Annotated in this window: 14 protein-coding genes and 1 rRNA gene; 7 read left to right on the forward strand and 8 right to left on the reverse strand. The window is 45.6% G+C overall.

What is annotated here, in order from left to right; all coding sequences use genetic code 11:
- Positions 1 to 454 (reverse strand): 16S ribosomal RNA (locus SP90_RS15795); the annotation flags it as partial.
- A 777-nt stretch (positions 455 to 1,231) separates the two neighbouring features.
- Here SP90_RS15795 and SP90_RS15800 point away from each other — a divergent pair.
- Positions 1,232 to 4,048, forward strand: coding sequence for a PAS domain S-box protein (locus SP90_RS15800; RefSeq protein ID WP_197498816.1), 2,817 nt, complete (start codon positions 1,232 to 1,234; stop codon positions 4,046 to 4,048).
- A gap of 37 nt (positions 4,049 to 4,085) precedes the next feature.
- Here the strand turns inward: SP90_RS15800 and der are convergent, their stop codons facing one another.
- A complete protein-coding gene (gene der / locus SP90_RS15805; protein WP_066858644.1) occupies positions 4,086 to 5,480 on the reverse strand; it encodes a ribosome biogenesis GTPase Der in 1,395 nt (464 codons plus the stop codon).
- Between the two features lie 283 nt (positions 5,481 to 5,763).
- Between der and SP90_RS15810 the strand changes: the two genes are divergently transcribed.
- Positions 5,764 to 6,687 (forward strand): helix-turn-helix transcriptional regulator, encoded by a 924-nt coding sequence (locus tag SP90_RS15810; protein ID WP_066858647.1) that lies wholly within the window; start codon positions 5,764 to 5,766, stop codon positions 6,685 to 6,687.
- Positions 6,688 to 6,704: 17 nt separating this feature from the next.
- On the opposite strand, the gene SP90_RS15815 is transcribed toward SP90_RS15810, so the two are convergent.
- Positions 6,705 to 9,905, reverse strand: a complete 3,201-nt coding sequence (locus SP90_RS15815) for a hypothetical protein (protein WP_066858651.1) — start codon at positions 9,903 to 9,905, stop codon at positions 6,705 to 6,707.
- A gap of 241 nt (positions 9,906 to 10,146) precedes the next feature.
- Between SP90_RS15815 and lgt the strand changes: the two genes are divergently transcribed.
- From lgt to pruA, 3 genes are all read left to right on the forward strand, one after another.
- Positions 10,147 to 10,947: a prolipoprotein diacylglyceryl transferase gene (lgt, locus tag SP90_RS15820; RefSeq protein WP_066858654.1), complete on the forward strand. Its 801-nt coding sequence runs from the start codon at positions 10,147 to 10,149 to the stop codon at positions 10,945 to 10,947.
- A gap of 135 nt (positions 10,948 to 11,082) precedes the next feature.
- Entirely contained in the window at positions 11,083 to 11,301 is a 219-nt protein-coding gene (gene infA / locus SP90_RS15825; protein WP_066858657.1) for a translation initiation factor IF-1, read from the forward strand.
- 395 nt (positions 11,302 to 11,696) lie between these two features.
- Positions 11,697 to 14,708 carry an L-glutamate gamma-semialdehyde dehydrogenase gene (gene pruA, locus SP90_RS15830; protein WP_066858660.1) on the forward strand — a complete coding sequence of 1,004 codons (3,012 nt, stop codon included), beginning with the start codon at positions 11,697 to 11,699 and terminating at the stop codon, positions 14,706 to 14,708.
- Between the two features lie 341 nt (positions 14,709 to 15,049).
- Here the strand turns inward: pruA and SP90_RS15835 are convergent, their stop codons facing one another.
- Positions 15,050 to 17,875 (reverse strand): FAD-binding and (Fe-S)-binding domain-containing protein, encoded by a 2,826-nt coding sequence (locus SP90_RS15835; RefSeq protein ID WP_066858663.1) that lies wholly within the window; start codon positions 17,873 to 17,875, stop codon positions 15,050 to 15,052.
- A gap of 195 nt (positions 17,876 to 18,070) precedes the next feature.
- Positions 18,071 to 19,714: a LysM peptidoglycan-binding domain-containing protein gene (locus tag SP90_RS15840; protein ID WP_082936501.1), complete on the reverse strand. Its 1,644-nt coding sequence runs from the start codon at positions 19,712 to 19,714 to the stop codon at positions 18,071 to 18,073.
- Positions 19,715 to 19,876: 162 nt separating this feature from the next.
- Here SP90_RS15840 and rlmB point away from each other — a divergent pair, with 162 nt between their 5' ends.
- Entirely contained in the window at positions 19,877 to 20,635 is a 759-nt protein-coding gene (rlmB, locus tag SP90_RS15845; RefSeq protein ID WP_066858666.1) for a 23S rRNA (guanosine(2251)-2'-O)-methyltransferase RlmB, read from the forward strand.
- Between the two features lie 188 nt (positions 20,636 to 20,823).
- Here the strand turns inward: rlmB and SP90_RS15850 are convergent, their stop codons facing one another.
- Both SP90_RS15850 and SP90_RS15855 read right to left on the reverse strand, forming a co-directional pair.
- Positions 20,824 to 21,111 (reverse strand): HU family DNA-binding protein, encoded by a 288-nt coding sequence (locus SP90_RS15850; protein WP_066858669.1) that lies wholly within the window; start codon positions 21,109 to 21,111, stop codon positions 20,824 to 20,826.
- A gap of 277 nt (positions 21,112 to 21,388) precedes the next feature.
- Positions 21,389 to 22,585, reverse strand: a complete 1,197-nt coding sequence (locus tag SP90_RS15855; protein WP_066858672.1) for a hypothetical protein — start codon at positions 22,583 to 22,585, stop codon at positions 21,389 to 21,391.
- Positions 22,586 to 22,893: 308 nt separating this feature from the next.
- Here SP90_RS15855 and SP90_RS15860 point away from each other — a divergent pair, with 308 nt between their 5' ends.
- The gene (locus SP90_RS15860) at positions 22,894 to 25,131 is read left to right on the forward strand and encodes a vitamin B12-dependent ribonucleotide reductase (protein ID WP_066858675.1); all 2,238 of its coding nucleotides are present in this window, start codon (positions 22,894 to 22,896) and stop codon (positions 25,129 to 25,131) included.
- Between the two features lie 72 nt (positions 25,132 to 25,203).
- Here SP90_RS15860 and SP90_RS15865 read toward each other — a convergent pair whose 3' ends face one another.
- Positions 25,204 to 26,064 (reverse strand): alpha/beta fold hydrolase, encoded by an 861-nt coding sequence (locus SP90_RS15865; protein WP_066858678.1) that lies wholly within the window; start codon positions 26,062 to 26,064, stop codon positions 25,204 to 25,206.
- Positions 26,065 to 26,520: the final 456 nt, after the last annotated feature.

A 26,520-nucleotide genomic window follows, 5' to 3' on the forward strand; every position in this document is an offset into this window, starting at 1 on the left:
ATAGGTTTCTTCCCTCTTGACAGGAGTTTACGATCCGAAAACCTTCATCCTCCACGCGGCGTCGCTGCGTCAGACTTTCGTCCATTGCGCAATATTCCCCACTGCTGCCTCCCGTAGGAGTCTGGGCCGTGTTCCAGTCCCAGTGTGGCAGGCCACCCTCTCAGGCCTGCTATTCATCGTTGCCACGGTAGGCCGTTACCCCACCGTCTAGCTAATGAAACGCGGACTCATCTACTGGCGAGAGCTTTCAAGAAGAGGCCCCCTTTCCCGTTACCAGCGTATACGGTATTAGCAGTCGTTTCCAACTGTTGTCCCGTACCAGTAGGTAGATAATCCACGCGTTACTCACCCGTGCGCCACTCTACTCATCTCCGAAGAGACTTTCGCGTTCGACTTGCATGTGTTAGGCACGCCGCCAGCGTTCAATCTGAGCCAGAATCAAACTCTCCAGTTTAATAATTCTGTATTGTGACATCCACTGCATAAGCAGCAGATGACGCTAGCTGATCTCTAAATCAATCCGATTCGCTATTTAATTGTCAAAGAGCTTTTAACAAGCTCCGCTCGGCGTTTGGTGCCTCGCGTCGAGTTGGCGTTTATGCCACCCTGCCGCTAAGCTGTCAACAACTTTTTGAAAATTTATTTTCTCAAGCTGTCCGACAAACCCTTGTCTCGCGGCGTGGAGGGAGTGTCTATGCTTTCCTCTTTCCGCTGTCAAACTCTTTTTGAAAGTTTTTTAAAAAACTTTTTTCGAAGCGTCTGACGACTCAGGTTTTACCGATCTGGAAATGAACTGCCCCGCTTTGGAAAACTGCTTTTCCGCAGCGAGGAAGGCGGTTCTATGGTTTTTGACCTCCTTCGTCAACACCTTTTTTAATTTTTCTGCATTCTTTTTTCCACAACGTGACGGATGGTTAGACCAATTTCTGCAAAACCGTTGAGGCTCAGTACTTTTCCCCCAACGCCCTCTACCCAATATAAAAAAAGCATTTCATGAAGAAATGCCTTTGCCTTCTCTTCATGCGCCCCATCTCTAATACCGTAAAACAGAAATGTGTACTAACCAGCACCTTACGAATCCTAAGGAGTAGCTTTCTCTATGCAGTACCCTTTTCAGAAGGTGACAAACCATTTTTTCAAGAAAAAACGCCCTATATACTGTTGGCTGAGCGCAGTCATAGCTCTCGTTCTTATTGTTTTTTCCACAATATTCATTTGCACCAGCTATTACATGCAAGCGTCATATTACTATCAGGACTTCATTAAAAAGGGGATTGAAGAGTCTAAACTGCTCAGTATGCATTTAAATAATGAAATTGAAGAGCGCCAGATCATTGTCCAATACCTTTCTCAGGACAACAACCTTCTCAGCGCATTAGCAATGGATGATGAGCAGCGCATATTGAAGTGGATAAGCTCCATACGCAAATTTGATAACCAGCAAGTTTACTTTGTGCAGTCGGTCAAATCAAACAAGATATTTTCCTTTGGACAGACTACAACCGATGTCAAAGCAGTCCTGCGGCATTCTCTGGCATCCCCCAGCTTCTCCATATACAGGGGGACGTCAGGACAATACTTAATCTGTGTCACACATGCTCTGCGAGTTGAAGGAGCCATTGTCGGAATTCTTGGAAACATCTTTTCTTTTAATTCATTCACTAAATCAGTTGATTTTGACACAGACTCCTACAGCATCCTGATTCAGGAAAATAATAACTTCACTGACATGCTTACAGGAACAAGGATTACGGACTCCATCACGTTGCTTCAAAACGCCATGCAGACCATGCCACTTTCCTGCCTGTTTAAAGATAAGCACATTGTTATCCCCATTGGGATGAACCGCCTGTATCTCCATGCCTATACCTGCCTGCTATCTCCAAATCTCACTGACTCATTTCTCACATGGATTATGATTTGTCTGCCAAGCTGTATTATTGCTTTTTGGTTTGCCTTGGCCATTGCTAAACGGGGAACCCGATCACTGCTTGGCCTTACCCAGTTCACCGGCAATTCAAAAAAAGACAGACAGCACATGGTGGAGCTTGTAGAATCCACCTCTATTCAAGAGATACAGAGCGGAGCAAAGCACGTCATCAATTTCTGCGATTCACTCATTCAAAGTGAGGAGTATAAACGACACACAGCGCTATTCGAAGCATGCACAACTGCTTTTATCATCTGCGACCTTGAGGGAGTCATTCTTGAATGGAATGACGAACTGACAACACTGCTAGGTGGATCAAAAAAGAATCTGTTCGGACTCTCCGTAAAAGAGATCTTTGCATCCGTAGACCAATTACGCGTTATCACCGGCATGGCTCACGTCCGGCAATCTATCAACAATACAATGGAAACAAATAGCGTTTTCCAAGCACGCCTGCGACTCAATTCTGTACGAAAACGCTCACAGCATGTTGAAACTGTCATAAAACACCTACGGTATGCCGAACATTCTACCCTCGTCTTTATGCTCACCAACATCACAAAACATGTGCTGACAGAACAGGGACTGCAAAGAGCAAAGAACTCTGCTGAACGAATGACAAAAGAACGTCACCACTTCTACATGGGGTTAACCCAGGAAATAGAGCCGCTTGCCGAAGCACTGAGCCAGTCCCTTATTCTACTCAGTGAAACCCAGCCTTCCACAACACAGCAAAGGCACATGGAAAACCTGCAGTTTCATAATGAACTGCTTTCCGAGCTTATCTCCAACATCAGAGACTTCGCTATGCTGGAAACAGGTAACATGTTCTTTGAACGAACTACGTTTGAACTGGAAACGCTCCTCAAGCAAGTACATGCCTCCACTCACTCCCGTGCAATCCAGATGCAATCAGACATCTGTATTTACCTCGACCCTGCAGTCCCTCAAGAAGCCTGGTTTGACTTCTCAAAATCTCTTAGAATTCTTAGTAATCTAGTAAACATAGCTGCTAAAAGGGTGCACGGCGGAACAGTCACCCTGACTGTCACAGCAGGGGAAGTCTTAAACGGTCGTGTAAAAGTACTCTTTGAAGCATGCGGACAGAAGACTTCTCACGAAGATAACCCAGACATGCTGGAGAGCGGCACGCTGCCTCAGCCTGAATACTATGGAGAAAAGGGACAACAGCTTACCTTGGCGATTATTGAACGCATGATAAAAATGTTTTCCATTGATCTGGTGCAGCACGTTACCACTTCGGAAGCACATGTCTTCGCCCTTGAAGTTGGTCTTTCTCCACGCCAACCATTGCGGGAAGACCTGCATACTATTCTGGAAGGCCGTTCAATTCTGCTGACCTACTGCCAACACAACACCATCAATTTCATCGGAAAAGCTCTGAGCAGGCTTGGTGCAACCTGCACATTCTGTCCACTTGAAGAAGGGTATTGTGCCAAAGTGATTGAAGGGCAAGACAAATATGACGCCATAATAAGCTGTGACTGTGCATTCGAAGTCGTTTCAGAAGAAGAAATAAACAAATACTGTGAGATGCTGACAGCGACGCTGTACACAGTAACTCATTCCTACTGGGAACCGACATACATGCATCCAAAGATTGAGGCCCTTCGCAAGCCTGTAATGGTAAACGAACTGCTTGCAAGATTATGTAAAAAGCTACTTCCGACTGTGGAGCACTATACCGTCGCGGATGAAGCATACAGTCCGGACATGGTACTTATTATCGCTCCCAAATCGCCTAACAGCACCCAATTGCAACGCCACCTGCACCAGCAAGGATACGTTACGGCACAAGTTGAAGATGTATCGAAAGGCGTTGATGCCCGCCAGCTGTACCAGCCCGAAATTATCTTACTCAACACGGGGCTAATCACACTGGATAGTTTCTGGTTCATGAAAAAATTACGAGAAATGGAAAAGGCTGAAAAACTGAAGCCATCACGGGTCATTTTATTTATCAGCCAAGAACACGCGCTACATAATCAATACGTTGACCCATATACCCTGACCCTTGAAGCGGGTATCGAGTACAACGAAATTATACGCCATATGGATGCGCTGAAAGATAAAAAAGGCAGCAACAACGTTGCATAACAAACAAAAAAGCCCGCACAGTTGTGCGGGCTTTTATTTATCTCTTTTTCTTCTTTTTCTTTGGAAAACTACGCTTGGAGTGACTGGAACGGAACTTAAGCCTGATTGGCGCATGCGCAATTTTAAAAGACTTACGAACAGCTTTTTCCAGATACCGGATATAGTGTTCTTTAAGACGCTCATGGTCGTTACAGAAAAATACAAATGTCGGAGGCAGTGTCTCTGCCTGCGTCATGTAGAAAAACTTCGGACGTACTCGCTTAACAACAGGTGGCTGGTGCTTGGTAACAACTTCTTCCAGCGTGCGGTTAAGCATGCTTGTTGGAATACGGACAGCACACTCCTGCCAGATCTGTTCTGCAAGTGGGAGAATCTGTTTCAGCCCCATACGTGTATGCGCAGAAACATGAATAACCGGAACATGTCCGCAGTACGCGAGCTCATGCTGGTATTGCTTACGCACTTCCTGCATCTGCTTAGGCTCAACAAGATCTGTTTTGTTGATGAGCACCATAAACGGAGTTTTACGCTCATCAAGAAGCTTCAGCAGACGTTTATCCTGTGAAGTAACACCTTCCTGTCCGTCAATCACAAGCAATGTCACGTTTGCTTTTGTACTGGACTTAATGGAAGAGTTTACAGAGTAGCGCTCAACAGTGTCTGTAATCTTAGTACGTCTGCGGATACCTGCGGTGTCTACAAACGTATACAGCTTCTCATTAATCTCATAGGTAATATCAACAGAGTCACGGGTTGTTCCCGCAACATCTGAAACAATCATGCGCTGCGACTTGGTCAGTGCGTTAATAAGGGAAGATTTACCCGCATTCGGACGACCGAGCATTGCGATCTTCAGACCAAGCTGCTTGTATTCATCAGGAGCTGCAAACTCCTCATCTTCCTCTTGCGGAAGCATATCGCGAAGCATCATCTCAAATGTACGCATCTGGAAACCGTGTTCGCCGGAAATAGCGACCATCGGGAAACCAAGCTCATGAAACTCTGCTGTGTACTCTTCTTCCAGTTCAGCACCATCTACCTTGTTCACAGCCAATAAAACAGGCAAGCCAGTTTTACGTGCATATGTCGCAAGGCGGCGGTCAAATGGAAGCAGTCCGTCGCGACCATCCACAACAAGACAAAGGGCTGCACACTCTTCAATAGCTTCGGTTACACCGCGCAGAATTTCTTCTTCAAAGCCGCGGAGTTCGTTTGGCCCCTGTGCGGCGGTAATCTGGTTTTCATCCAGAGTTACACCACCGGTGTCAATAATGGTCCATTCATCACCGTCACGGCGTACAAAGCCTTCCATACGGTCACGGGTCACGCCCGGACGGTCATGCGTAATAGCGCGGTTGCTACGAATGAGTCTGTTAAACAGAGTGGACTTACCCACATTTGGGCGTCCGATAAGTGCGATTTTAGCAGTCATGATTGTTTCCGAAAATATAAGATAGCGGAAGATAACTCCGCCTGCATACTTGGTATTCAAAATTAAGCAGACAATGACAGAAGTCTGCGGAAGGTAGTGCCTTCAATCTATAGAATACACAAGAAGGCAAGAGGCAATACCTTAATAGTTTGCAGTATGCAAGTCAGCTCATAGCAAACTTCCCCGCAATATAAAACATCATACGGAGAAAAATAGCCCGCGGGTTGATTTTCTGACCTCACCTCATCTACAGTCTCATGATAATCACTGCGGAGGAAGACCCATGAAAAAGCTGCTATCCACAAAAGAAGTTGCACAGTACCTTGGTGTAAATGAAAAGATGATCTACACGCTTATCTCAGAAAAACAATTGCCAGCAACCAAAGCTACTGGAAAATGGCTGTTTCCGGCACATCTTGTGGAACAGTGGGTAGAATCCCGAACAGTTAATTTTCCTGAATATACTCCTGCTCCTTCCTCCATGGAGCAAACGCTCATCATTGCCGGAAGCAATGACATGCTCATTGATTACGTTATGAAGATGTATATGCAGGAGCATGACGGCGCCTATGCAGCATTTTGCAACTTAGGAAGTCTGGGAGGAATTCGTGCAGTACACGCAGGTGCGGCACATATAGCCACCAGCCACCTCATGGACAGGGATGAAAGCGACTACAATTTCTCCTTCACTGAAAATGAGATGCAGGAACCGCCCGCCGTGGTGAATGTCTGCTTCAGAGAGCAGGGATACATTGTTGCCAAAGGTAATCCCAAAAAGCTTACCGGAACCAAAAGCATTGCTGCAGGCAACGTAACCGTTGTGAACCGTCCTGAAGGAACAGGTACACGGCTACTGTTTGATGCCGAGCTTGCAGCAGCAGGTGCAGAAAGCAAGATTATTCCCGGCTACGATAACTGCGTTGCCCGCCATATTGATGTCGGCTTTGAAGTACTCAACGGTACTGCTGATGCAGGACTTGGAATCCGTGCGGTTGCTCAGGCGCTTAACCTAGATTTTATCCCCGTACAGTGGGAACGATACGATCTTATTATCCCAAAATCGCAATACTTTGAAAAAAGTATTCAGAATTTCATCAGCCTGCTTCGTCATCCAAACGTTATTGCCTATGCAGAAAAACTTGGCGGATACGATCTGCAGCGTTCTACAAACGTATTGTATCCCGGAGAAACAAATACCCCGGGATAATTTATAGAACCACGTTTTTATCTATGGATTTCAGCTGGATTGTTGATTTGCGCATTTATAAGCTCATTCATTTCATGAGCATATACCTCGCTGTTAACAGCGAGTAATTCTGAAACATTGCGTAAGGCATGCTGGAAATCTTTATCTGAACCAGACGCTGAAAACGTGCGTGCAGAATTATCCAGACGCTGCAAGAAACGAGTACGACTGAGCCCTTTTTCTGCCAGTATACCTAAGGACTTTGCTTTATCGAGCATTTCTGCGGCTTCCGTCCTCACTTGGCTGTCCGGCTCTTTCATCCCCAGCAGCAGTCGTTTAAATTCTGTTTCATGCCGAGTGGTAAACTCTTTCCAGCGACTATCGGCCTTATCCATATTTTTAAACGAAGTGTACCTGCTTTTAATATAGTGGAGTGTTTCTGTGCCTAGTTGTATTGCTTTTTGCGAACTGCCAGCAACACCAAGTTCCAATTTAGGCTTCACAGAAATTCCCGGCCCTACAGAAATGCCTTTAGACGGTTCGGCATGATAATCCGTATCTTGCATCACCCCAAGATATCCCATACGCCACTTGTCATTCTGGTTAATCAAATTCAGATCAAAACGAACCTTTTCCTTACTCTTGAGGTCACCTGCCTGCTCTGCCAAGTTAGCAAGGTGAATTGCAATATCTTCCGCCTGAACAGGTTTGCCACCTACTGTAGCCACTCCCATTTCCTGTGCAAGTTCTGAAATAGATATTCCATGTTTTGCCAAAAACTGGGTATCCAATGCTGTAACAAATGATTCTCTAATACTTCCAAAGGGAACAGTAACTTCTATCTGGTTAGTGACTCCGTCTCTGTCAGGACTCAAATCTTCTTTCATTGTTCTGGTAGACGCTACTGTAAAGCTATGGGTGGATTTAGGGATTGAAATCACAGCCTCATCTTTATGCATTGAGATTTTCGCATTTGTTTCATCTACATGCTGTAATAATGCATTATTCTTTTCACTATGCGGAATAAACATTCCCGGATTAATCACTTTTGAACGCAAACTTTCAAGTGCATGCAATGCGTCCCTGCCCTGATTTACATCAAGCAATGGCTGTAGCTGACCAAGCGATTCAGATAAAAACAAAGCTGCTCTCATGTACTCAGCACGACCACTTGCTCCCTTAGCCTGTTCCATTGAATGTTTCAGTTCGCGCAACCCGTCTTGCACAGAAGCATCTTTGCTCTGAGTAAGTTCACTGTCCTGCAAGTTAACCACATGGGTATACATTTCTAACGCGGCCAACTCACTTTCAGCGATATTGCTACAAAAATAAGCAACATCCTGCTGGAGTTCTGCCCGTGTCAGCTCCAGATAGTTCTGAACATGTGCATTGGTTTGCTGCCCCAGCATTGAATCCATTTCTTTAAAATGGGTCAGATAGTCGTTTACTTTATCCCGTACTGAACCATACACATCAGACTCACCTTCCGTTATAAAATACGACTCCTTTGCCTGCTGAATTGTTTCCGGATGCGATTTCACATGTGCCTGTAATGCTCTCGGAAGCTTCACCGTCACATGAGAAACTGAATCTGTTGTTTTATTACCAGCAACAGCCAATGTATCTACGTACATGCGCACATGGCTTTCAGCCGGCATTTTCTTGGAAAATTCAGCCGATGATAACGTGGTTCTTGATGTTAATATGCCCTGCTGAGCCAACCGATCATAAACAACATCCCGATCTGCAGCTCTTGCAGCCATGCCCTTCTGATGTTCCTGAACCAGTTGCGTCCCTTTATGATTCCCTAAAGAAAGTGGTAATAACACCGCATAAAGATCATTTGCATGAAAATCTATCAACTCGTCGACGTTAGCATATGTACGGACAGTTGATTGCACAGCTTTTGAATCCGCAACTGCCCGGGCAAGCTTTTTATCACCTGCATACAGTATCAGCCCACCGGATGCGCCTTTCTCCTCATTGATTCCATACCCGTCATTAGAGAAACTCACATCATAGCCAACACGCAATTCAGCCCCGCCAAATTCGAGTAAATCGGCAAATCCACCGGATACACCAAGAGCAAAACCTACATGTGCTTTCTTAACAGCTCCATTATCATCAAGCCCTTTCAGCTGTTCACGTAACGTGCTTTTAAAATCTTCGCAGACTGAAACAAGAGCCTTCTCATTAACGCGGGCTCGCAAAACACTCAGTGTTTCACGTTGGTACTCTGTAACTTCCGGACCTTTCATAGACAGCAGACTATCCAGATCTGCCCGAATATCAGCCCACTCTGATGAACCATTGCTGCGAGAAATGCCACTTCGCAACTCGTCACACTTCCACACGAGGGCTTCCAACGCATTTTTACAACTGGGCTTATCAGAACTATCAGAAATTTTGGAACACAACCGACTTGCATACCGTTGAACCATTTCTGCAAACTGCGCGGAATCCTCCATAGAAACTTCACCTGATGCCATAGGGCCGTTGAGTAACGGAGGTGCTCCCTGATGCCTTGAAGACGCTAACGGATTACCAGTGGATCCTGCCAGCAACGCACGTAACTGATCATTAATCACCTTGCGGCGATTTCCCGATAATGGTTTATCCGCAAAAACCGCCTTTTCCACTGCTCGTTCAGCATAAAGACTGACATTTTTATTTGAGGTGTCTATGCCATGTTGTTCATAGAAGGTTTTAATCTGTTCACGCTTGCTGGCAACAAACTCATTTTTTTCCTTTTGAATGCGGCTATGAAGCAACCCTGCCGCCCCTTCCATCCTTTCCGCTCTTGATGGGGTAAATTTCTTATCATCCGCCGTTTCCAGAATATTTCTGGCTACCACCTTTGCCACCTGTTCGCCGTATTTCACATTAATATGCTGTACAAAGGCTTTTGCTTTTTTAAAGTCGGAGTCTGACATCCAACCGTCATTTTCTGCATCTTTTGCCAACAATGAAGGCATGGAAGCAGGTCGAATATTTCCTGTATTATTTGCCGTTATCTCACGTTCGCTCTTTGATGGCGTATTCCATACAGCAACCTGCTCGAGAGTTTTCTCAGACTTTGAACGCGGTGGAACCCATAACGGTTTCCCTGCCCTGTCTTTCCCGCCTGCCAGAGTACGGCCGTTCAGCGCTCCTTTCACTGGCGCTTTCTTAGAAATTTCTTTAGGTGATTCACCAACAGAGGGACCAGTTATTCTGACTGAATTACTTACACCTTTCATATACGACTCTCCTTGCAGGCGGCGGTAAAAATTGATTATGAAACCTGTAATATACTGATCACTCAATCAAAAAGTATTCCTAAACGCTCGGATGCCGATATTCGCCGTTTTTTTCTGCTTTTCACAAAAAAATAGCCTATTGAATTATACCGCCAATGTTGGCAGGTGCCACAGAACGTGGCAAAAGGATTGACGCAATAAAACTCGACCAGTAGATCACTATACTGTTACGGAGATATATATGCTAACATACCCAACTATAGACCCGACGGTCTTTTCTATCGGCCCTATCAGTGTGCACTGGTACGGCCTTATGTACCTTTTCGGATTTATTGCAGCATGGATGCTGGGCAGGTACCGCGCTTCCAAGCCGACGAATATCTGGACCGCTGAAATGGTTGATGACTTAGTGACATTCTGCGTGCTTGGCGTAGTGCTAGGTGGCAGGCTCGGCTATATACTTTTCTACGATCTGCCGTTCTACCTTTCAAACCCCGAGCAGTTATTTGCAATATGGAATGGCGGAATGTCGTTTCATGGCGGGTTGCTTGGTGTCATCATTTGCTTTGTACTTTTTGGCCGCAAACACAACATGACCCTTTTTGAGGTGGGTGACTTTTTTGCCCCTATGGTTCCCCCGGGATTGTTCTTCGGAAGAATCGGCAACTTCATCAATGGTGAGCTCTGGGGAAGAACAACAGATGCCCCTGTAGGTATGATCTTTCCCGGTGGTGGCCCGCTGCCGCGCCACCCTTCACAATTATACGAAGCAGCCCTTGAGGGCGTTCTCTTTTTTGTTATTCTATGGGGCTTTTCTGCTAAACCCCGACCAACCCGCGCAGTATCCGGTCTGTTTCTTATTTGCTACGCAACATTCCGTTTTACTGTCGAATTCTTCCGCGAGCCTGATGCACAATTAGGCTTTATTGCCTTTAACTGGCTGACCATGGGCATGCTATTATGTGTTCCTATGGTATTATTCGGAGTATATCTGCTTACCTTGGCATATAAACGAAACGAATATCCTACCGACAGAAAATAATAACGTTGCAAACAAGTTAAAGCCGTTCGCCCCATTGACAGCACGGTCTATTTGTCGCTATCCACGCATAGTAACAATAACAAGAATTTTTGCTTACAAAAATTCTCTTTAGCAACTGTTTTATTTGGAGGAATCATGGCTAAGGAAGAAGCCATTGAAGTTGATGGCGTTGTGCAGGAAGCGTTGCCGAACGCAATGTTTAAAGTAGAGTTGAGCAACGGACACGTCGTTCTTGCTCATATTTCCGGTAAAATGCGTAAGTTTTATATCCGCATTCTCCCCGGCGATACGGTTAAAGTGGAGCTTTCTCCATACGATCTTACCAGGGGGCGGATTGTATACCGCAATAAATAAACTTCTTGCCACTTCTCATACCATGCATTGTTTCCAGACATTGCACTACTACAGTCATGTATCTGTACTGTAATACGGTCAATATAGAGTTGTATTCCAAAGCGGTGTGCTTTTGCACACCGCTTTTTTTATGCTGTTTCACTGTAGCGTCACCAATAAAAATAACGATGCCACTGCATAAAATTGTTCACACAAACAATACCCTTCTCCTACATATACCACGTTCACAAAAGGATTATATTGTAATTTCGAGCGGATGCTTGCCACTATTTTGCTAAGGCTGTACAACGTTGTTCATAATTATACATAAAATAAAGGTGGAAGATAATACGATTTTGACCATTACAGAGTGAAAAATCTATCGATTGACAACTTGTACACTTCAGGAGGCCTGAATGGATACACAGCTAGAGGCGAAGATTGTTGAGCGTGGCAAAGAGTTCTTCACAAGCATCAGTGGCGAAGCACCGTCTATTTTCAATAAAGGATGGTGGACCGGTAAGGTTATGGACTGGGCAATGAAGAATGAAGACTTTAAAGTTCAACTCTTCCGTTTTGTAGACGTATTTCCGTATCTGAACACTTCGGAGTCATTGTCCCGTCATATTCGCGAATACTTCTCAGGTGATGACCATGAAGTCCCTTCGGTTCTTAAATGGGGTGCCGGTAAAGCCAGCTTTGGTGGTAAGCTTACTGCTAAAATTATGGAAAAAACCATACGCTCCAACATCGAGAACATGGGACGCCAGTTTATTGTCGGCCAGAACACCAAAGAAGCTGTCAAAGGGCTTGCCAAGCTGCGTAAAGAAGGATTCACCTTTACGGTAGACCTGCTTGGCGAGGCAACAGTAAGCGAAGAAGAAGCAGACGCCTATCGTGACGGCTACCTTGAAGTGCTTGATGCAATCGCAGAAGAACAGGCCAAATGGAAAGCCCATGCTGGAGCAGGCGGCGATTCAAACATGGACTGGGGCTTTACTCCGAAAGTCAATGTATCCATTAAGCCTTCCGCACTCTATTCTCAGGCAAAACCTGTCGACATTGAAGGCTCAGTACAGGGAATCTACAAACGCCTCGAACCTATCTATCGCAAGGTAATGGAAATGGGCGGCTTCCTGTGCATCGACATGGAGTCACTCAAATATCGCGAAATCACACTTGAGCTCTTCCGCCGTTTGCGCAGTGCCCAAGAGTTCCGTCATTACCCTCATCTTTCCATTGTATTGCAAGCCTACCTGCGCTGCACAGAGCACGACGCAGAACAGCTTGTAAACTGGGCACGAACAGAACAGCTTCCAATTGCCGTTCGTCTGGTAAAAGGCGCTTACTGGGACATGGAATCCGTACTGGCAAAACAAAACAACTGGGATTTCCCAGTATGGATGCACAAGCCTGAATCAGACATTGCGTTTGAACGGATCACTAAAATCCTGCTGAAAAACCACGACATAGTATACTTTGCCTGTGGTTCCCATAACATCCGCTCCATTGCCGCTACAATGGAGATGGCAAAAGCCATGAACGTCCCTGAAGAGCGGTACGAATTCCAAGTCCTCTACGGAATGGCAGAACCTGTGCGTAAAGGCCTTCTCAACGTTGCAGGCCGCGTACGTCTTTACTGCCCGTATGGTGATATTATCCCTGGCATGGCCTATCTTGTCCGTCGCCTGCTGGAAAACACTGCAAACGAATCCTTCCTGCGCCAGTCCTTTGCAGACGGAGCCGAAGTTGCCAGACTTCTAGAAAATCCAGAAATCACACTGAAGCGCGAGCTTGATGCACGTCCGGCACCGAAGCCGGAAACACTTGTGGACGGTCATCCACCATTTAAAAATGACGCAATGATCGATTTCACTATCCCTGAATGCCGCACCGCTTTCCCAGCAGCCATTGCGAAAATACGTGAAACTGCCGGTGGTCGAATTCCACTCTTTATCAACGGTAAAGACGTGCAGACAGATGATGTAATACCGACAACAAACCCAGCTGACTATTCCGAAAAGCTTGCAGATGTTTGTCAGGCAGGTACTGCTGAAATCGACGCTGCTCTCGAAGCTGCGGACACCGCATTTCAAACATGGCGCGACACTCCAGCCAAGGAACGCGCAGAATGCCTTATGCGCGCCGCTGAGCTGGCTCGTGAACGTCAATATGAACTTTCTGCATGGCAAGTACTGGAAATCGGTAAACAGTGGGATCAGGCATACCACGATGTGGGCGAAGGTATCGACTTCCTTGAATACTACGCACGCGAAATGCTGCGTCTGGATAAACCACGCAGAATGGGACGTGCCCCAGGTGAACATAACCAACTTTTCTACCAGCCCAAAGGTGTTGCAGCAGTTATCTCCCCGTGGAACTTCCCGTTTGCTATCGCCATAGGCATGTGCTCCGCTGCAATCGTCACAGGAAACCCTGTTGTATTCAAACCGGCCTCTATCGCCTCCAGAGTCGGCTACAACCTTGTTGAAATATTCCGAGAAGCAGGCTTACCGGACGGTGTATTCAACTACTGCCCGGGCAGAAGCTCCGTTATGGGTGACTACCTGATTGAACATCCGAAAGTATCCATGATCTGCTTCACAGGCTCTATGGAAGTAGGCTTGCGCATCCAGAATAAAGCCTCTGTAGTGCAGCCGGGTCAAATGCAATGCAAAAGGGTCATTGCAGAAATGGGCGGTAAAAACGCCATCATCATTGATGATGACGCTGACCTTGATGAAGCTGTACTGCACGTAATCTACTCCGCCTTCGCATTCCAAGGCCAAAAATGCTCCGCGTGTTCACGGGTCATCGTGCTCGATCCGATTTATGACCGTTTCATAGAACGCCTCGTACACGCATGCGGTGACATAAAAATTGGCCGTTCCGAAAATCCTGAAAACTACATGGGGCCTCTGGCAGATGTTTCCTGCCAAAAGACCGTGCTGGACTATATCAAAATAGCTGAAGAAGAAGGAACTATCCTCCTCAAACGCGAAGACATTCCAGCAGAAGGCGCATACGCTCCGCTCACTATCGTAGGAGATATCAAGCCAGAACACCGCATTGCACAAGAAGAGATATTCGGCCCTGTGCTTGCTGTCATGCGCGCTTCAACCTTTGATGAAGCACTTGATATAGCAAACGGTACCCGCTTTGCCCTTACAGGTGGCGTGTTCTCCCGTTCACCGGAGCATCTTGAACAAGCCCGCAGAGAATTCCGCGTTGGTAACCTCTACCTCAACCGTAACAACACAGGCGCGCTCGTGGAGCGTCAGCCATTCGGCGGATTCAAAATGTCAGGCGTGGGCTCAAAAACAGGAGGCCCAGACTACCTTATCCAATTCCTCGATCCTCGTGTGGTCACAGAAAACACCATGCGACGCGGCTTTGCGCCTATCGAAGAGGATGATGACTGGATTTAACTAGGAAATATATTTGCCTCCGGCGGCTGGGGGAAACCCTTTTGGAAAAGGGTTATCCCCCAGACCCCCTTCCTAAAACTTTTACCTGCGAAAAAGCCCGTTAAATATGGCTCCACGCGGCTTATGCTCCACCACCTTTCAAAAAAATAAGGCTGCCCTTCATATGAAGGGCAGCCTTTTCGCTACAGAAAGTTAGCTGTTACGCGGCTTCCAACGCCGCAAGCAACGGACGAAGACGCGTATACTCGGGTCAAGGGGACGCGTCCCCTTGTGGGGGTGCAGGGGGCAACGCCCGCCTGCCCGTCGGAGACAAAAAACTCAAAAAAACAGCGCCGCAGGCTTTATTTTTTCTCAACTGTCGCGTCGTCCACCAGATACATAATATTACGATATGTAAGCCCTGAATGCAGGCTGAGTCCCACTTCACAGGTTCGGCTTGTTGAATATGCTTCGTCACAGTCTTCAACCTGCTTTGGTAGGTCTGCCAAAGCTGCCTTATTCAGTTCTGGGAATGAGAAACCTCGGTCGCCTGCAAATCCACAACAGTAGACATCGTCCGGAAGCACAACGTTCTCTGCGCACATATTTGCCAGTTCCACAAGTGGCTCTACCAGATTCATTTCACGCACGGTGCATGTCGGGTGAATGGCAACCTTACGCGGCAATTTCACGAAATCCAGTTTTTCAGGCAAACATTCAAGACAGAACCTAATCGGGTCATAGAGTGTGAGGCGTTTGTCCATGTAATCCAGCATACGGTGCAGACAAGGACTGGTATCACAGAGCACTGGGTATTTACCATTCTCAGAGATTTCCAGAAGAGCATCTGAAAGCTCTTTGGATTTTGCTTCACCTTGCGCTGTAAATCCTTTGGATGCAAACGCCTGTCCGCAACACAGATTCTGCATATCCTGCGGGAAGAGAACTTCATATCCTGCTTTCAACAGCAGCTGAACAGTTTTTTGCGGAATATCAGTTTTGTTTGTGTCATCCTTGGAAGGTCCCATAGTGCGGCTGATGCAACTTGGGAAGTACACAACCTTATCAGGATTCTTGTCATTCACTGGGACAGGACTAATAGGCTTTGCACTTGTCGGCATTTCTTTGTTCCACAATGGAATCTTCTTCAAAGAAACTACACGCAAAGCATGCGCTCCGGAATCCATAACACGGGTACCAAAGAGACGATGCGCAAGGCTTGCACCTTTGAGCGCAGTCTGCACCCCTTTAGCAACGGTACTGAAATTACGCCCAACCCAATCTGCTGTTGAGTTTGCAAACGATGACGCATGCTGTGAACGTAAATCTTTAATCATGTTTCCTGTGTTGATATCAACAGGACAACGGGTGTGACATAAGCCGTCTGTCGCACAGGTATCAATGGCCAGATAATTATATTCAGCCCACATCTTCTTCAGCTTATGCTGCTCCGAAGGAGAGTTTTGAAGTCTGTGCAGCTCGCGCAGACTGGTAATACGCTGGCGCGGTGTAAACGTAACGTTTGCTGATGGGCAAATAGGTTCACAAAAGCCACATTCAATACATTTATCCACGATATCATGTGCTGCCGGTAACGGCTTAAGTGCGGTTAAATGTGCACGCGGATCATCGTTAATAATAACACCCGGGTTAAGGAGGTTGTACGGATCAAGTAACTCTTTGATCTCGCGCATCAGCGTATGCGCCTTCTGCCCCCATTCCAGTTCAACAAACGGTGCCATGTTACGACCGGTACCGTGCTCAGCTTTAAGTGAACCTTTATATTCAGTGGCTACCATTTCACAGACATCATCCATAAATTCCTGATAGCGTTCTATTTCAGATGGAATGCCGAAATCCTGAGTAAATACAAAGTGCAGGTTCCCTTCAAGGGCATGACCGAACATAATCGCAAGATCGTAGTTGTACTTTTTAAGCAGCTCATCAAGACGAGCCACACCGTCGGCAAAGCTTTCAGGCGGGAACGCCACATCTTCAATAATAACGGTTGTACCTGTTTCACGCACAGCACCAACAGCAGGGAACAACCCTTTGCGTACTGCCCAGAACTGCGCACACTGAATAGGATCAAGACAGAATTCAACAGGCTCAAGTTTGGAGATATGATCAATGGAACCTACAATCTGCTTTATCTGCGCCTCCAGTTCAAACTGATCATTTGATGCAGTTTCAATAAGTAGCGATGTCGTTCCAGCCCCAATATTCCTGATGGAGTCCGGCATTCCCGGTTTGTCACTGACAGAACGAAGCGAACGTTCATCCATCAGCTCTACAGCAGATACCGGCTGTTTTTTAAGCTCCATTGTCGCCAAACAAGCGTCTTTCAATGAAGGGAACATAGCAAGCGTAGTTGCTTTGTACTTCGGCTCTACAACTGTCCGGTACGTGACTTCAGAAATAAACCCTAACGTGCCTTCAGAGCCAACCATTAAGTGCTGGAGAATCTCGTACGGGTCTTCAAAATCAACCAGTGCATTTAAGCTGTACCCGGTTGTGTTCTTGATTTTGAATTTCTTCGTAATGAGTTGCGACAGGTCGTCATCAGCCATCACGCGATTACGCAACGTGGCGAGCCCGTTAATAATCTCAGGATGCTTTTCCTCAAATTCTTTTTTACTGGCTTCACATGCTGTATCCAGCAATGTTCCGTCATACAAAGCCAACCGCATGCTATCGAGAGTTTTGTAACTGTTCTCTGCTACCCCACAGCACATACCGGAAGCGTTGTTTGCAACAATACCGCCAATTTTGGCGCTATCAATTGAAGCAGGGTCAGGCCCGATCTTTCTGCCGAAAGGAAGTAATGCTCTGTTGGCATGACTGCCTATCAATCCCGGTTGAACAATAAAGCGTGTAGCATTTTCTGTAATCCGGTAATTGCGCCATGCATCACCTATACGGACAAGAACCGAATCAGAAATTCCCTGACCGGATAGGCTGGTTCCAGCTGCACGGAACGTAACAGGCACTCTATGCGTGTCAGCAAGTTTTAGAATCTGCAGTACTTCGTCTTCAGACTCAGCATCCACAACCATCTTAGGGATAAGCCTGTAGAAACTTGCATCAGTTCCATACGCTAAAACCTGCAACGGGTCTTTATAGATACGTTCCTTAGGAATGTGAGAAAGTAACTCATTATAAAAGGCTGTATGCGAAGCTGTGTGCATTGTGCTTCTCCTGCTATTTAATCTGATGTGCCTAAAAAATATTCTAGCTACCTACGCTAAAAGATATCATTACTATTAAGAAAAATCATTACTTAAATAGATACTAAATGAAAAATCCATTCAACGCAAAAAAGCCTCCGAAATGTACGGAGGCTTTTTAGTTACGTGTATTTTTTTTAGAAAAAGGAAACCAAATTAATTGGAGTAAATAGTCAGGCTATCTCCAGGGCGCAGAATTGAACGCTTGCTTAACTGGTTCCAGCGAAGAATATCTTTATAAGACACACCGAACTTTTTCGCGATGGTCCAGACTGACTCGCCTCTTCGAACCTGATAGGCAACCATTTTACTACCTTTTTTCCCTGCCGTTTTCTTGGCAATGGTCTTGGTAGACTGGTTAGGGATATACAATTTGGTTCCGGCACGAAGGCTTTTAGCAGATCGCAATCCATTAGCAGATAACAAGGTTTTCACACTCACACCGGTTGCACGTGAAATATCATATAACGTGTCACCACGCTGAACAATATAGTTCCCGCGTTTTTGTGCAATAGCACGAGTTTTTGCGCGTGGACTGCGCCATGCGACCTGTGTTGAGTTGCTTCCCGGAATCATGAGACGCTGTCCCGGTCTCAAAAGATTGCTTCTGCGATTATTAACCTTCTTCAAAACAGCGACAGGTACACCATGTCTGCGACCAATGCGGTACCATGAATCACCACTGCGCACTTTGTAGGAAATCCAGCCCGCGTAAGGACGAGACTTGTCACTTTCAAGGAATGCAACAGCCTGCGGTGCTTTCTCAGCTGGAATATACACAGTGGCCTCGTAATCTGGTGGACTTACCTGACGACGAAACGCTGTATTCATATTGTAGAAAGTCTTCCAGTTCATGTTAAGATCGTTCGCAAGGGCAAGAAGGTCAGTGCCTCCTTTTACGGTAACAGGCGTAACTGTTTCACATGGAACTGTTTCGATTGGTTCAAAACCAAGTTTCTCAAGGTTACGCATGATTTTTACAACAGCAAGAAACTTAGGAACATAATGCTTTGTTTCTGTGCGCAGCCGTGCGCGGCGGCTTAATTTGTGGTTTTTCTGTGTTAATTCAAAAAAGCTTTCTGCGCCGGTTTTCTTCATAGCACGACCGATTTTACCTTCGCCTGCATTGTATGCAGCAATGGCAAGGTACCAATCCCCGAAGTCGTTATACAGCTTAAGAAGATAGTTAGCAGCGGCAGATGCAGATTTGTACGGATCACGGCGTTCATCAATCCACCAGTTTTGTTTCAAACCGTACTTTCTGCCTGTGTACGGCATAAACTGCCACACACCGGAAGCTCCGGCACGAGAGTATGCCTTTGCATTGAATCCACTTTCAACAAATGCCAGATAGACAATTTCTTCCGGCAGTCCTTTTTCTTTGAAAATCTCTGTCGCGTGCGGAAGCAGAGTTCCACACCGTGAAAGATAACGCTGGAATGTTTTACGGCCCCTATGCGTGAAATACTTGAAATATTTCTCAACAACCTTACGATCGCTGTCATCCATCTCAATATCAATATTAAGGCGGGTTTCAAGTGCTTCAATCTCTTCACTGGATAATGGCTCTGAATCATCTGCAGGCGGCACCTGAACATCCACAATTTCATCTGCCGGTTCGCCACTTATTTCAAGGTCAGCGAGATCTGAGACGACTATAGTCTCTTCAGGAACAAGAACAGGCAGTGTTGCAGTGTTCGTACTTGGCTTAGGTGCACACGCAGTAAGCAACGTGCATGCAAGACACGAGAGAAGTATCGTTCGAAAAGTCATTTTGTGAGTATCAGAGTTTTTCTGCATCTAATTTCCATTTAGCGGGGGTGTAGCTATTGCAAGACTGGTTTTAGACAGGTAGTTCACCCTTATAATGATATGCCACCTACCCTATACAAGAGTTCATGGCAATCACCAGTTTACAATAAATTCAACATCTAGTTATCGATTTTTTCAGGATATATAATTATGAGCGACAATTACAACGAAAACACCGATGGCATTCTTCCCGGAGTAAAACCGGTTCTTGAGCGCCTGACATCATCACCCGAGCAAGTCGACTCCGTGCTCATCCGAAAAGGAAAGCGTGGAGCTGACATCGCAACCATCACTGACGCATGCAAAAAAAACAAAATTCGTTTTACGTTTGTGCAAGATCAGTCTCTCGACAAGCTCTTTGATGGAAACCATCAGGGTGTTATTGCAAAAATATTTGAAGCCGGCTTTAAGTCTGAAGATGAAGTACTTGAAGAAGCACTTGAAGCAGAACTGCCGCTTGTTGTTGTTCTGGATCAGATTCAAGATCCCGGTAATGCAGGAACCCTTGCCCGTACCATTTACGGAATAGGTGCAGGCGGTATGATTGTTCCTAAGCATAATGCATCGTTTCTTGGTGCAGCAGCTGCGAAAGCATCTGCCGGTGCACTTGGAAAACTTGCCGTAGCAAAGGCAACCAATCTATCGCGCACATTGGAGCTCGCAAAAAAAATGGGCTACTTCGTTTATGGTGCAGAATACAAAGAGGGTGCAGAAAACTTATACAAAGCTAAGCTGCACACACCTGCTGTTCTTGTTCTTGGTAACGAAGAAAAGGGAATCCGTCCGAACGTAGCCAAACGACTTGATGTGTCCCTGTTTATCCCTATGGCGCACGGCTTTGATTCACTTAATGTTGCTCAAGCCGGAGCCATGATGCTTTCCCAATTCATTGCTGCAAATTGTGATTAATCTACAACACACTGTATTGTATAAGGATTATTTATGTACAATACACGAATGATTTTTCACAGCACATACATGCAGTAAAAAACACAATGAATGATTTTTCGCAAATCAGAATAGATATGAATGGAATACAGGAAAAGGTAGGGAAAAGTCAAAAGGTCGTCATTTTATGACGACCTTTTGGGTTTAATCTACTTGTTAACACTTTCCATGAGTGCCTTGGCTGGTGAGAACTTAACCACCTTACGAGCTGGAATGGTCATAGGCTGACCGGTCTGCGGGTTACGGCCGGTGCGTTCAGCACGATCATAAACAGAAAATGCACCAACATTAGGAAGGCGAACACCCTGTTCACTTACGACGCCTTTTGTCAGTACTTTACAAAATGCATCATACGCTTTCTCTGCGCTAACTTTAGTTTCAAAAACTTCCGGCAGGGTTTCCTTAAGAGCGACGACGAACTCAGCTTTCGTCAGCATGAGAGTTTCCTCCTTGCGAAATGGTTCTCCCCCTAGACAAGCCTTTGTAATGTATACCTTTGATTCTATGCAGATATAAGGCGTTTATGTCAATCATTTCCGATATAGAATTAAGCTAAAATCAGCATTTTTTATTATTATTTACAAAAAACCGCATTAGCCCCTGTTTTGCAGCGAACCAACACGGTTTTATAATTTTTTTGTTTTTGAAAATAACAATACGGTATTCTTACAAATAAGAGTTACTCACCCACCACAGTCTGTAAAAACACCTTTTCTACATATTACCGACAACTACATCTTTAACAAGCTCTGCAGCCACCTCGGCACCGTATTCATTCCAGTACACATCATCTGTCCACCAGATAAGCTCCTTACGCTGTCCCCATGCTCCTATAGCCTTAGCCTGAAGGTGCGGCGTTAAGTCGTACACTTTAAACGCATGATTAGCTTCCATGGCACGTAGTGCTACAAGCTTTGGAGATTCCGGAACTTCTGGAGCACCACCACCAACGAGTGAGGCGTACACACGCAATTTTGTCGGAATAAAAACAACTGTTTTAATTAGTCCCGCGCTGTCGCTCAAAGAAGCGAGCAGCTCCTCAAATTTCGGGTCAGCTTCATACGTTTCTGCAGTGGCCTCTTCTATATATGCCTTAGAGAATGCAAGATTACGGGCGCCAATAGGATATGTAACCACGCCTGCTTTATCAGCACTGTTAGCTAAGAAGCCGTCTCTGTATTCACGTAACAATCGGCCAAGTTCGTTATTACTCAAGTAACTGATAACGCGTTTAAGTGGATAGTGCACTTCTGTGCTGAACGGCTTAAAGTCTTCCCCTTCAAATAAAAAAAGAACACCATTTTTGACCAGTCCCTGCTCTTTCATCATTGTCAGAGCAAGAAGAGCCTGCTGGTCAATAGAACCGGGAGTAGCAATGTTATATGCCGCAATATTATGCTGTTCCTTCAAAATATCACTAATAAGCGCAGACTGAGTGTTGCCATTACCAACAACAAAACTTCCACCTATCAACAATACTTGCGGATCATTCACACCCTCGGAATTGCGAAGCCCGTTCTTGTCAGTTGCAAAAACGATCTCACGCTTAACCGGCTCGATGCGTGGATCAATACGCGCCAGTAAGCCGGCTTCCTGTTCCATTGTTACCTTTCTGTCAGGCGCAAAGGTATAAAACGCCATATCAGGATTATATTCAGCCAGGTACTGTTCAGGCGTAGCTGCATTCTTTTCCGCCAATCCACTCACGGCAACACCGCCCCACACAACAATGGTGGCCAATGCAAACGCACCTGTAATATACAATGCGTTATTCCCGCGCATGAACATACATGCCACAGCCCAGATTGCCAGTGCATACGCTACGATATGCACATCAAAAATGCCGTACACTGACAACGCAGCAGCAAAAACAATCGCACAAACAATACCAATCAAAATCTGTCTTACCATTCTTACCTTCCATGAGCTGAGTTTGGTTTTGCAACCAAGTTTAACCCTATGCGGTCACAGACTTTCCGTCAATTGGGTCATATATCTTCGGGTAAATCATCTTTTCGGCGTATAGCAAAATTGCTTTTACATCACTATATTGGAAGCTCAACCAATTTTATTTTAAGGCATTTTTTTGGTAAAAGAAGTACTAGTTGGTAACTTATCATTTTTATATGGTAACTTTGCGGTATTTATTATAGTAACTATTACCAATTAAAACTTCGTCTAAAATTAACATACAATATAAGAATAAGGTGTAAGCAGACATGGTCGAACAGCAAATTCCAGCTGATATTGAGGCTCTTGCAGTTAATGAAAACGCCGAAATCGTTTTGGCAAGACGTTACTACCGCAAAGATATTGACGGAAATCCCACAGAAGATGCCACACAACTATTCTGGCGCGTAGCTTCTGCCATTGCTGCGGAAGAAAGCAAATACGAAAAAACTACAGCTTCAACAGAAATACTGGCGAAAGACTTTTACTCCATGATGGCTAATATGGAATTTTTGCCAAACTCACCAACACTGATGAACGCAGGCACCCCCCTCGGCCAGCTAGCAGCGTGCTTTGTTCTCCCTGTAGGTGATTCGATTGAAGAAATTTTTGATGCAGTAAAACATGCAGCCATGATTCATAAGTCAGGCGGCGGCACTGGATTTTCCTTCTCAAGATTACGCCAGAAAGATTCACGTGTTGGTTCTACCGGCGGTGTTGCATCAGGTCCTGTATCATTCCTACGCATCTTTAATACAGCTACTGAGCAAATTAAGCAGGGTGGTACCCGCCGCGGTGCTAACATGGGTATTTTACGCATCGACCATCCTGACATCATGGAATTCATTCGCGCCAAAGAACGTGAAGGTGAATTTAATAACTTCAACTTCTCTGTCGCCCTGACAGAAGACTTCATGAAAGCCGTTGAAAACAGCGAAGATTACGATCTGGTTGATCCTCATAACTTGGAAGTCGTCAACACACTGAACGCCCGTGAAGTTTTTGAAATTCTTGTTCAGAAAGCGTGGGAAAAGGGTGATCCCGGTATTGTTTTCTTAGATAGAATTAACAGAGATAATCCTACACCTGCATTAGGCGAAATTGAATCCACCAACCCGTGCGGAGAACAACCTTTACTTCCATATGAAGCCTGCAACCTTGGCTCTATCAACCTCAGCATTATGCTTGCTGAGGACGAAAAAAATGGTATCTCAGTTGACTGGGACAGACTCCGCAATGTGGTGCATCTATCAGTCCGTTTCCTTGATAACGTTATTGATGCTTCCCGCTACCCACTCGATCGCATCACTGAAATGGTGACAACTAACCGCAAAATCGGTCTGGGCATCATGGGATGGGCTGATATGCTCTTCCAGCTGAATATCCCATACAACAGTCAGGAAGCACTCAATCTTGCCGAGAAGGTGATGGAATTTATTCAGGCAGAAGGGCGTGCGGCATCAAAACAACTTGCAAAAGAGCGCGGTGCATTTCCTGCTTACAAAGATTCTATTTTTGGTGAACGCGACCTTGGCCCATACCGTAACGCCACCGTTACCACTATTGCACCAACCGGAACCCTCTCTATCCTTGCAGGATGCTCATCAGGCATTGAGCCGTTATTTGCTCTGTCCTTTGCCCGCCACGTAATGGATGGGGACAAGCTGGTTGAAACAAACCCGTTCTTCAAAACAGCTCTTGAGGAGCGAGGTTGTTATTCTGAAAAATTAATGGATGCTATTACAGAGAAAGGCACCATTGCAGATATAGACTACCTGCCTGAAGAGTTACGCAAAGTTTACGTAACCGCGATGGACATTGAGGCAGAGTATCATCTGAAAATGCAGGCAGCTTTCCAGAAGTATACGGATAATGCGGTTTCCAAAACAGTAAACGTACCTCATGAAGCAACAGTTGATGACATCCGCACAATTTACTGGATGGCATACGAACAAGGCTGCAAAGGCGTTACTGTTTATAGAGACGGCAGTCTGCAATCACAGGTTCTTTGTACTGAAGGTTCAAAACCTGAAGAAGATTCTGCAAACGCTCGTCTTAAAGTAGAACGTCCAGAAGTCGTTTACGGGTTCACGCAAAAAGTTGAAACCGGATTGGGCGTGCTTTACGTGACGATCAACGAAATCGACGGCAAGCCATTCGAACTCTTCACCACCATTGGTAAATCAGGAAGATCCATCACGGCAAAAGCAGAAGCAATCGGTCGTCTGGTGTCACTGGCATTACGCGCTGGTATCGAACCTATCGATATTGTACGTCAGCTCAAAGGTATTGGTGGAGAGCATCCAGTATTCCAGAAAAAAGGATTACTTCTTTCCATTCCAGATGCAATTGCGTGGATTTTGGAAAACCGCTACCTCAAATCTTCTGTATCCGTTCATTCATCAAACGGTCTTTCAAAACAAATGTGCCCGGAATGCGGGAGCGAGCTTATTTTTGAGGAAGGCTGCAACAAATGCTATGGATGTGGATTTACGAAATGCGGCTAACCAAAAGTAACGTATAACTATCTCAATCAAAAAGCCGGTTGTTAACAGCAACCGGCTTTATTTTTCGTGAACTCAATCATTCTCATCAGCTATTTGATTCAATATCGCTGCCAACTCTTCCGGCTTAGAATAGAAAGGAGAGTGGCTGGTATTCAAAGAAAATGTAATCGTTTCATTCTCCATTGCTGTATCCATCAACTCCACCACTTCCCGCTGTGTTTCTATTGGTATCGCTTTATCCTGCAAACAGTGAATATAGTACCTTGGCACAGTACCGAATCGAGACTTTGTAACGGGCGATGGAACAAACAGTACCTGAGCTGGCTCATCAGGTGAGAGAAACGCAAGAATCTGCCTGAATCTCTCTTCCGACACATCTTCATAAAAACTCTCTTTTACCAGCTTCTGATATTGATCATCCTCAGATCTCGGATCTATCCTCATCACACCTGTTTTTACATAATCCCCATAGTACAATTGAGGAACTAATCTCCTTGCCATTGATTCATGGGCTAACAGGTCAGCAGGTTTCATATTATACGATAGTAGCAACGAGGATAGAAAAACAACCGCAGAAAGTTCTTCAGGAATAGTCTCAGCAACATGTAACGCCGTCAGCCCCCCCAAGGAATGTCCTACAAGTACAGCTTTACATCCCGTCGAAGCATTCAACTCCCTTACGGTAGATATGACAGCTTCTGTCCTCTCCTCTTGCGTGACATCAGCATTAGGAGAAGGCTCTACGGAAAATAGTTCCGAATCTATAGGACGTAACAAATACGAAGAAGGGTAGCTCGCATACTTACCAGAACCTGGCAGGTCGATTGCAACGACTGAATGCCCTGCCTTTTCCAGAAGAGGGGTCACAAACTGCCACGTATGGTGATCATGAAATGAACCATGAACAAGAACAAAGCCTGATGATGTAGCCATCTAATCCTCCTCTCTTCATCCACCGAAGTAACAAAGATAGCCATATAGTACTCCCAACCTCGCATTGAAGTCATTATTCTCGGCATTGTTTTTCGTGCCTGAGAACATACGTGAGACTCATTACGAGCCGCCGTGAATATTCCGAGAATAATGACGGAAAGAGGACGGATGGGGTGACGCGTTAAAGCGCAGAGGGAATGGAAAGGGAGATCTGCGCTAGCATCTCCCGTCCCCCCGCGGGAGCGTGGGAAGAGAAAGCTTGGGACTTAGTATGAGTTAAAGAAACGGGATGAGATAGATATGGGTTCAGCAGGGACAGGTATATTTCAAGCCAGCGTTATGGCTGGAGAATACCTGTCGGTAACGGCAAGGAGCCAAAAAAGAAAGACCAATCTACTCTTTCCTGACGTGGTCACTTTTTGATTGCATAGATTAGTTTGACCATCGGCTGTCGCC

The organism is Halodesulfovibrio spirochaetisodalis (assembly GCF_001672295.1).
In the GTDB taxonomy this organism is placed as follows: Bacteria; Desulfobacterota; Desulfovibrionia; order Desulfovibrionales; family Desulfovibrionaceae; genus Halodesulfovibrio; species Halodesulfovibrio spirochaetisodalis.

Excerpts from the sequence above, each read along its gene's own strand:
- SP90_RS15800 (WP_197498816.1), top strand. The coding sequence starts at position 1,232 with ATGCAAGCGTCATATTACTATCAGGACTTCATTAAAAAGGGGATTGAA.
- der (WP_066858644.1), bottom strand. The coding sequence starts at position 5,480 with ATGACTGCTAAAATCGCACTTATCGGACGCCCAAATGTGGGTAAGTCC.
- SP90_RS15810 (WP_066858647.1), top strand. The coding sequence starts at position 5,764 with ATGAAAAAGCTGCTATCCACAAAAGAAGTTGCACAGTACCTTGGTGTA.
- SP90_RS15815 (WP_066858651.1), bottom strand. The coding sequence starts at position 9,905 with ATGAAAGGTGTAAGTAATTCAGTCAGAATAACTGGTCCCTCTGTTGGT.
- lgt (WP_066858654.1), top strand. The coding sequence starts at position 10,147 with ATGCTAACATACCCAACTATAGACCCGACGGTCTTTTCTATCGGCCCT.
- infA (WP_066858657.1), top strand. The coding sequence starts at position 11,083 with ATGGCTAAGGAAGAAGCCATTGAAGTTGATGGCGTTGTGCAGGAAGCG.
- pruA (WP_066858660.1), top strand. The coding sequence starts at position 11,697 with ATGGATACACAGCTAGAGGCGAAGATTGTTGAGCGTGGCAAAGAGTTC.
- SP90_RS15835 (WP_066858663.1), bottom strand. The coding sequence starts at position 17,875 with ATGCACACAGCTTCGCATACAGCCTTTTATAATGAGTTACTTTCTCAC.
- SP90_RS15840 (WP_082936501.1), bottom strand. The coding sequence starts at position 19,714 with ATGCAGAAAAACTCTGATACTCACAAAATGACTTTTCGAACGATACTT.
- rlmB (WP_066858666.1), top strand. The coding sequence starts at position 19,877 with ATGAGCGACAATTACAACGAAAACACCGATGGCATTCTTCCCGGAGTA.
- SP90_RS15850 (WP_066858669.1), bottom strand. The coding sequence starts at position 21,111 with ATGCTGACGAAAGCTGAGTTCGTCGTCGCTCTTAAGGAAACCCTGCCG.
- SP90_RS15855 (WP_066858672.1), bottom strand. The coding sequence starts at position 22,585 with ATGGTAAGACAGATTTTGATTGGTATTGTTTGTGCGATTGTTTTTGCT.
- SP90_RS15860 (WP_066858675.1), top strand. The coding sequence starts at position 22,894 with ATGGTCGAACAGCAAATTCCAGCTGATATTGAGGCTCTTGCAGTTAAT.
- SP90_RS15865 (WP_066858678.1), bottom strand. The coding sequence starts at position 26,064 with ATGGCTACATCATCAGGCTTTGTTCTTGTTCATGGTTCATTTCATGAT.